Origin of the sequence: Zemynaea arenosa, from assembly GCF_004614185.1 — a bacterium.
Lineage (GTDB): Bacteria > Pseudomonadota > Gammaproteobacteria > Burkholderiales > Burkholderiaceae_D > Telluria > Telluria arenosa.
On record NZ_SPVF01000094.1, the window covers coordinates 20552 to 27777 of the forward strand.

The following is a 7226-nucleotide window of genomic DNA, read 5'->3' on the forward strand; positions in this document are numbered from 1 at the left end:
GAGCGCGAAAGGGTGTAATGAGAGCAGAACAGCGGGACGTGAACGGCACTCTGTTTGCCCTGGCTATCCTCGCCGGCGCTGGGTTCGTGGCGCAGCGCTTCTTCCTGCCGCTGATCTGGGCGGCCATCCTGTGTGTCGCTTCGTGGCCCCTGTACCTGCGCGTGCTGCGGGCCTTCCGCGGCCGTGCGGCGCTGGCCGCGGCCACCATGACGCTCGGCTTCACGGCGCTGCTGGCGGTCCCGCTGCTGGTCGGCCTGCGCCAGGCGGTGCTGGAAGCGCCCGCGGTGGCGGCCTGGGTGGCGGATGCCAACAACAACGGCCTGCCGGTTCCCGAGGTGCTGGTGCGCATCCCCATGGCCGGCCCATGGATCGCCCAGTGGTGGGCCGAGACCCTCGCCCAGCCGCATGGCCTGACCCATTTGTTCTCGGACGGCGCGGCCAGCCATCACATCACGGCCAGCGGGGTCCTCAAGCTGTTCGGCTCCCAGGTGGTGCGCCGGCTGGTCGACTGCGCGCTGGCGATCCTGTGCTTGTTCTTCATGTACCTGGATGGGCAAGCGCTCAACGCCCAGCTGGAGCGGCTGGGCAGCCGCCTGTTCGGCGCGGTGCGGTGGGAGCGCTACCACCACAGCATCCCCACCGCGATCAGCGCCACCGTCAACGGCTTGGTGCTGGTCGGCCTGGGGGAAGGTTTTCTGATCGGGATCGGCTACGCCCTGGCCGGGCTGCCGTCGCCCGCGCTGTGGGGTGTGGCGACCGGAGTGCTGGCCATTGTGCCGTTTGGCGCTCCGCTGGTGTTCCTGTGCGCGGCAGCCTGGCTGGCGGTGTTCGGATCGGCCACGGGCGCCATCGCGGTCGCGGTGTGGGGCATGGTGGTGCTGTTCGTGGCCGACCACTTGGTGCGGCCCGCGCTGATCGGCAGCGCCACGCGCTTGCCCTTCCTGGCGGTGCTGATCGGGATCCTGGGCGGGATCGAGACGCTTGGCCTGGTCGGGCTGTTCGTGGGGCCGGTGCTGATGGTGATGCTGGTGACGCTGTGGCGCGAGGCCGGCACGCCGGAACCTAGCCCGGCACGCCGAACTGGTTCATGAAGCGGTCCAGGCTCGCGAGGTAGGCCACGCGGCGCGGTTTCCACCACGTCGATTGCAGATCCCCGCCCAGCAGGCAGGCCTGCGCGGCGCGCGGGGCGACGAAACGCCCGTTCAGGGCGCCTCCCGGGGCCAGTGCCTTGGCCAGCATCGGCATATAAAAGCTCACTCGCTCCGCCATCCCCTGCCGTGTGGCCGGCTCCGACTTGCTCTCATACGGGATGCTGCCGATGACGTGATCGGCCAACCGGATGGTCTCCGTGTGCAGCGTCCTGTCGCGCGTGGCCGCCGGGTCCAGCCCAAGCAGGAAGGTCATGAGCGGCCGGTCCAGGTAGGGCGCGTAGGCCACGTGGCGGCTCAGGATCTTGAAAGGCAGGAGGCCGGTGCCGCGCCGGCTGCGGTTCCAGAAGTAAAAGGACTTGAGGGGATTGGGCTGGCCGAGGTGGCGCTCCAGTTCCGCGTCGATCAGCGCGGCCGCCGGACCGGGGTCGGCCAGCGCGGCCAGCCCGGAGCCGAGGGTGTCACTCAGGGCAGCGTGGCCGCCGAGCTGGCTCCAGTGATCCAGCAGGCCGTTGCGGACGGCCGCGATGTCGCCCGCCAGGTAGGCCGCCAGCAGCGCCTCGTTCTGGAATAGCCCGGCCGAGAGCACGTCGCCGCCGACGCCATCGAAGGTTTCCGTCACGCCGCTGGCGTGCAGGGCATCGCGCAACGGCAAGGTCCAGGCATGCTCGAAAGTGAGGAAGTCCACCGCTTCCGCGTGCGCGCACTCCTGCGCGTACTGGCCGAGCACTGGCTGGCGCACTACGCGGTGCGGCCAGCACATGGCCTGGCACAGCTGCGTGGCCACGCGCACGTCTTCATTGGTGCGGGGCGGGAGGTGGCGCGCGGTGAGCGCGAACTGCGGGCGGGCGCCCATGCGGTGCAGCTCCAGCGCGATGTGGCGGGAGTCGCGGCCGCCGCTCAGGGGCACCGCAAAGTTGTCGGTCATGACATCCGCAATGCGCGCCATCGCATTGCGGAACAGAGTGACGTAGCGGGCGGGGACGTCCTGGGTGTCCGCGCGCCCGGCCTCCGGATAGGACGAGTGGACCACTGGCCCGGTGCCGGGCTGCCATGTCAGGGTCCCCTGCGGACCGAGCACTCTGACCCCGGCGAACGGCGTACGGTCCCCGACCAGGAACCCGAGCCGCAGCAGCACGCCCAGGGCCGCATCGTCGATACGCGGACGGATGCCGAGGGCGGTGAACAGGTCGGCGATGCGGGTGGACAGCGCGAGCTGCTCGCCGTCCCAGTAGTAATAGAGGGGCAGGAAGCCGGTGGGACAGGTGCGGGCGGTGAGACGTTCTCCGTCCCAGTCCCACTGTGCGAACACGCCATCGCCACCGGCGACGGTGTAGCCCTTGAAGTGACTGCGCTGGCCCGCGACGGCGGGTGCGCCGCCGCGCATGGACATCCTGAGCCATCCATCCTGGCTGGCGATTTGTGTGGTCATGGCCGCTCCCGTTAACGATGCACGGCCATGCTAAGGACAGAATGCGCGGGGCGTTTCGATCTGCGCTAACGCAGACCCGGTTCGTTGCAGACCTGATTCCTTGTAGTCCTTATTCGTCCATCCCGATCAGCGCTTCGATATCGGCGATGGCCATGCGGCGCATCAGGTCGGGCGAGGCCTCGGATGTGGCGACCCCGGCGACGATGGGATCCGGCACGGCCTTCTTCATCACCCCATCGCGCTGGATGAAGTACTCGCCCTGGTCGTACTCGATCTGGTAGGTCAGGCGCTGCCCCTGGCTGCGGGTGTACTCAAGCACCGGCATATGTCCTCCTTGTTGTTATGACATCGCCATTGTGCGCGTTCATGGGCTGGCGCGGCGCACATCTTGGAGGGCGGGTGCGGTCCCGGGTCAGTGCGCGAGCAGCACCGGGATGGTCATGGAGGACAGCACGGTCGCCGTCACGCCGCCCAGCACCAGTTTGCGGAAACGGCTGTGGCCATATGCGCCCATCACCAGCAGGCCCGCGCCACGGTCGGCGGCCAGCGAGAGCAGGGCGTTGCCTTCATCCTCGACGCCGTCGCGCGTATGGACGTCCACCTGCACACCGTGGCGCGCCAGGTACAGAGCCATGTCTGCCCCCGGCTCTTCGCCGTGCAGTCCCCAGCGCTGGCCCGGGTTGAAGATGGCCAGCGTGACGTGGCCGGCGCGGCGCAGCATCGGGAGGGCCGCCGTAATCGCGCGGGTGGCGGGAGGGCTGCCGTCCCAGGCCACGAGGGCGGCGCGGGGCGGGTAAGCCATGCCGGCCGCCGCATAGGGCACCACCAGGACCGGACGCGCGCAGTTGAGGGTCACATAGGCGGGCAGGTCGCCGAGGGTCGTAAAACGGGTCTCGTCCGGGTCCGGCTGGCTGACGACCAGCAGGTCGGCGTAGCGCGCTTGCAGGATCAGGCCACCTTCCGGATCGTCATTCAGCTGGCGGCGCTCGTACGCGGCCACGCCCAGGCGCGCGCATTGGGCGTCAAAGGCATCGAGGGCGTCATGCGCCTGCCGCTCCAGCACCGCCATTTGCTCGCCCGCGAGCTGCAAGGCCACTTGCAGCTCGGTGCCTTCGTAGAGGAAGCGCGGCAGGCCGTTCATGGCGGCGCCGGTCAGGTGGGCCTCGTGGGCCATGGCCAGCCGGGCGGCCAGCTCGATGCGGGCCGGCGCGTGGCGCGACGCGTCCGCGTGGACCAGGATGGTTTTGTAGGCGCTCATGAAAGGCTCCCGTGATGGATGACTGCCATCAGCCTAGGCCTGCCGCACATGGTCCGTCTATCAACTATTTGCCATTTTTTCGATGCAGATCAATTTCCCGTTTGTTTGATGGGCTGGCGTAAAGCGTCGAGGTATGGCAGGCCAATCCGGCCGTTTTTGATCCAAGTCAAGGATATTGCCTTACCCGATCCTTACACTGGCCGCCAACATTAAGGAGCAACAAGGTCATGATGCATTCCGCCGTGCCGGCCGTCGACTTCGACGGAGCACTCGTCCGCAAGCTGAGCCAGTCCGGCCCGCGCTATACGTCGTACCCGACCGCCGATCGATTCGCAGCGTCCTTCGGCTACAGCGACTATCTGAAGGCGGTGGCGCGCGTGCGCATGCGCGGCGGCACCCGGCCGCTGTCGCTGTACGTGCATGTGCCGTTCTGCGAAAAGCTGTGCTACTACTGCGCCTGTAACAAGATCATCACCAAGAAGCGGGAGAAGGCCGATGAATACCTGGGCTACCTGAAGCGCGAGATCGAGCTGCAGGGGAAGCTGTTCGAAGGCCTGAACGAAATCGAGCAGCTGCACTTCGGCGGTGGCACGCCCACGTATTTCAGCGATGCCCAGATGGACGAACTGATGGCGCACCTGCGCCGCTGCTTCCGCTTCGCGGCGGACGACCGTGGCGAGTACTCCATCGAGATCGACCCGCGCACGGTGTCGCCGGAGCGCGTGCACAGCCTGCGCGCGCAAGGCTTCAACCGCATTTCGCTGGGCGTGCAGGACTTCGACGCCGATGTGCAGAAGGCGGTCAACCGGATCCAGCCCGAGTCCGAGACCCGCGCCGTCATCACGGCGGCGCGCGCGGCGGACTTCCGCTCGGTGAGCATCGACCTGATTTATGGGCTGCCGCTGCAGACGCTGGAGACCATGGCCGTCACGCTGGACAAGGTGATCGACGCCAATCCGGACCGCATCGCGGTCTATCACTACGCGCACCTGCCGCGCCTCTTCAAGGCCCAGCGCCGCATCAATGAGGCCGACATGCCCGACAGCGAAAGCAAACTGCAGATGCTGTCGCTGTGTATCGAGCGGCTGACGGCGGCCGGGTATGTCTACATCGGCATGGACCATTTCGCCAAGCCGGAGGACGACCTGGCCGTGGCCCAGCGCCAGGGTCGGTTGCATCGCAACTTCCAGGGCTACTCCACGCATGCGGAGGCGGACCTGGTGTCCTGCGGCGTGTCGGCCATCAGCTCCGTGGGCGGGTCGTACAGCCAGAATGTCAAGACTCTGGACGAGTACTACGATGCCATCGACCGCAACGAGCTGCCGGTAGTGCGCGGGGTGCGCCTGACGCTGGACGATACACTGCGGCGCGCGATCATCCAGATGCTGATGTGCCACTTCGAGCTGTCCATGAACGCCATCGAGCAGGACTTCCCGATCACCTTCCGCTCCTACTTTGCGCAGGAGCTGGACAAGCTGGCGGAGATGGAGCGGGATGGGCTGCTGGCTATCGATGGCGAATGGATCACGGTGACGGGCAAGGGCCGGCTGCTGATCCGGAATATCTGCATGGTGTTCGACCGTTACCTGGGCCAGCCGCAGGCCGGCGAGCAGGTCGTGCGCTTTTCGCGGACGGTCTGACGGATGGACCTGGGCTGGCTCGTGGCACCGTTCACGGTGGGGCTGCTGGGCAGCGTCCACTGTGTCGGCATGTGCGGCGGGATCGTCGCGGCGCTGTCGCAGGTGCCGCCCGCGCGCGAGGTTCGGGCGTTTCCGGTGCCGGTGACAGTGGCCGGAGCCCCTGCTGGTGCGGCTGCGCCGCTGGCGCTGCACATGGCGGCGCGCACCCTCTCCTACAACGCGGGCCGCATCGGCAGCTACGCGGTGGCGGGCGCCATCGCCGGTGGCGCCATCGGCGGTGTGCGCACGCTGGCGCAGACGGCCGCGTGGCAGCAGGGCGCCTTCGTGCTGGCCAACCTGATGCTGGTCGCGCTGGGCCTCTACCTGGCCGGCCTGTGGCAAGGCGCCGCTCGCATCGAATCGCTCGGCATGCCCTTGTGGCGCCGTATCCAGCCGCTCACCAACCGCATCGGCCCGATGGGCACCACGCCCCGGATGTTCGTGCTGGGCGCCCTGTGGGGCTGGCTCCCTTGCGGCATGGTCTACAGCATGCTGCTGACCGCCATGCTGGCTGGCTCGCCGGTCCGCAGCGCGCTCACCATGGCCGCTTTCGGCTTGGGCACACTTCCCACACTGCTGGCCGCCGGAATGATGGGCACCCGCCTGCGCCCCATCCTGCAACGCCGGGGCCTACGCCTCGCCGGTGGCCTCATGGTCACCGCCTTCGGCGTCCTTGGCCTGCTGCGCGCCTTCGCTGGTCACCACGTTGCGTGGCTGGAAGCCATTTGCATCGGAGGCGCCGCGTGAAACCGACCGACCTGCCTCTCGATCAACTGTCTGCGGGGGCCGAACCTCAGTGCTTCCACTGCGGCCTGCCCGTACCTGACGGCTCCAGGTGGGTGGTCCCTGTCGACGGCCTTGAGCGCGCCTGCTGCTGCCCCGGCTGCGCCGCAGTCGCCCGCGCCATCATCGACGGCGGCGGTGCTGATTACTACAGTGCCCGCACCGCATTCGCCACCACGCCCGCACTCGCAGCAGAAGACGAGGCCCGCTTCGCCCTGTACGACAGCGACCCGCAGCAGTTCGCAAGCCATGCCGCTCCCGGGCAGTGGGAAGCCGCATTCTCCGTCGAAGGGATCCGCTGCGCCGCCTGCACGTGGCTGATCGAACAACGCTTGGCGCAGGTCGAGGGCGTGGTGTCCGCGACCATGAACGCGGCGACAGGACGGCTGCACGTGGTCTGGGAGGAAGACCGCTGCGCCCCCTCTGCCATCCTGTCCGCCGTCCACGCCATCGGCTACCGTGCCTGGCCCTACGACCCGCGGCAGCATGCCGGCCAGCTGGAACGCGAGCGCAAGACCCTGTTCCGCCGCGCCTTCGTGGCCGGCCTGTCGATGATGCAGGTGATGATGTACGCGTTGCCCGCCTACGTGGCGGACGATGGCACGCTGGACGCCAGCATGGCCGGCCTGCTGCAATGGGCCTCGCTGTTTCTCACCCTCCCGGCCATCGTGTATTCGGCGCGCCCGCTTTTCAGTGGTGCGCTGGCCAGCCTGCGGGCCCGCAGCCTGGGCATGGACGTGCCGGTGGCTCTCGGCATCGGCGCAGCCTTCCTCGGCAGCGTGGTCGCGACAGTGCAGGGCAGTGGGGACGTGTATTTCGATTCCGTCACCATGTTCGTGTTCCTGCTGCTGTGCAGCCGCTATCTGGAACTTGGCGCGCGCCGCAAGGCCGCCAGTGCACTGGACCGCTTGCTGCAAGGCGCCGCC

At 68.1% G+C, this 7226-nt stretch carries 7 protein-coding genes; 4 read left to right on the plus strand and 3 right to left on the minus strand.

Annotation, left to right across the window (positions count from 1 at the left end; all coding sequences use genetic code 11):
• Positions 1-17 precede the first annotated feature (17 nt).
• Positions 18-1091 (plus strand): AI-2E family transporter, encoded by a 1074-nt coding sequence (locus tag E4L96_RS06650; protein WP_135206431.1) that lies wholly within the window; start codon positions 18-20, stop codon positions 1089-1091.
• Here the strand turns inward: E4L96_RS06650 and E4L96_RS06655 are convergent.
• The 3 genes from E4L96_RS06655 to E4L96_RS06665 form a co-directional block, all read right to left on the minus strand.
• Complete coding sequence (locus E4L96_RS06655) at positions 1063-2580, minus strand: hypothetical protein (protein ID WP_135206432.1); 1518 nt, start codon at positions 2578-2580, stop codon at positions 1063-1065. The two genes, E4L96_RS06650 and E4L96_RS06655, sit on opposite strands and share 29 nt — an antisense overlap.
• A 109-nt stretch (positions 2581-2689) precedes the next feature.
• Positions 2690-2905: a hypothetical protein gene (locus E4L96_RS06660; protein WP_135206433.1), complete on the minus strand. Its 216-nt coding sequence runs from the start codon at positions 2903-2905 to the stop codon at positions 2690-2692.
• A gap of 87 nt (positions 2906-2992) precedes the next feature.
• Positions 2993-3838: a universal stress protein gene (locus tag E4L96_RS06665; protein WP_135206434.1), complete on the minus strand. Its 846-nt coding sequence runs from the start codon at positions 3836-3838 to the stop codon at positions 2993-2995.
• Positions 3839-4065: 227 nt separating this feature from the next.
• Between E4L96_RS06665 and hemN the strand changes: the two genes are divergently transcribed.
• From hemN to E4L96_RS06680, 3 genes are all read left to right on the plus strand, one after another.
• Positions 4066-5478, plus strand: coding sequence for an oxygen-independent coproporphyrinogen III oxidase (gene hemN / locus E4L96_RS06670; protein WP_135206435.1), 1413 nt, complete (start codon positions 4066-4068; stop codon positions 5476-5478).
• A 3-nt stretch (positions 5479-5481) separates the two neighbouring features.
• A complete protein-coding gene (locus E4L96_RS06675; RefSeq protein WP_135206436.1) occupies positions 5482-6264 on the plus strand; it encodes a sulfite exporter TauE/SafE family protein in 783 nt (260 codons plus the stop codon).
• Positions 6261-7226, plus strand: a 966-nt coding sequence (locus tag E4L96_RS06680) for a heavy metal translocating P-type ATPase metal-binding domain-containing protein (RefSeq protein WP_229414272.1), incomplete at its 3' end; no start/stop codon positions are given. The genes E4L96_RS06675 and E4L96_RS06680, both read left to right, overlap by 4 nt.